This window comes from Oleiphilus sp. HI0067 (assembly GCF_001635735.1).
Map to the genome: position 1 here is coordinate 1 of NZ_LWFI01000006.1, position 890 is coordinate 890.

General features: G+C 44.2%; 1 pseudogene. It reads right to left on the reverse strand.

The window, feature by feature from the left end:
• Positions 1–765 (reverse strand): annotated as a pseudogene (locus A3739_RS00350) (hypothetical protein); the annotation flags it as partial.
• Positions 766–890: the final 125 nt, after the last annotated feature.

The window sequence follows — 890 nt, forward strand, 5'->3', positions numbered from 1 at the left end:
ATCATGCCCTGATAAGAAATCTGTCATCACCTGAAGTTGTTGATCCAACTCATGCAAAAAGGTATCAAACTGACGCTGGCCTTTCCCCATTGACGCGATGATCAGATTACTTAGATCTTCTAATGTTGGAGGCAGTTCATACCAGTTGACTCGACTAGCAATGCGTAATCGCAAGGCTTGTAGATCTTGTTGCGCACTTTCTGGGTAGCTTAGTTGGCTGAGCAATGCATTTAAAATATCAGCCACTTTGCTCGCGATTGCGCCGTAACCGGGCGTCGACTCAAGTACTTCTTTGAGTTTGGCGGCCCCCGGAAGCTCTATGAAATCATCAGGAACAACTTCAATTCTTGTTTCGATCGTTTCACTATGATGCTGACCTTTCATTTTATTGAAGACCCCTTCAACCCAATGCTTTCCTTTTTCAAAGACACTTGGTTTATGGAGGTTTGTTCCTGTTGATTCAGGCAAGGAGACACGCAAGTGCTCATCTGATCGGTCTGCTAAAAAACGACGATCAATCTCAGCTAGCGATTCAGCTAGACTTGGCAAAGAACTTAACTCGCCTTTGAGCTTGCGGCGTAGGTCTCTGATTTCGGAATGAAATTCAGGGTTCGACTCATCAACACTTAAACATAAACGCGAGACAATACGCTGAAGCAACTCAACATGCTCACGATAGCGTTCGCTTAAGTTTTCGTTGTCATCAACTTGTTTTAGATAGCGCTGACGCCATTGCTTGTCATCACCATTTTGAGCCGTGCTCATTCAACTGCCCCTGAACGCAATCGTAAAAGTGGTCTTTTTTAAAAACGATCTTTTGAGTGTAGTCAGGAGAATGAAATTTGGCAGGCAAATTTCTGCTGAAACAGCCACGCTTTGAGAATACGTGG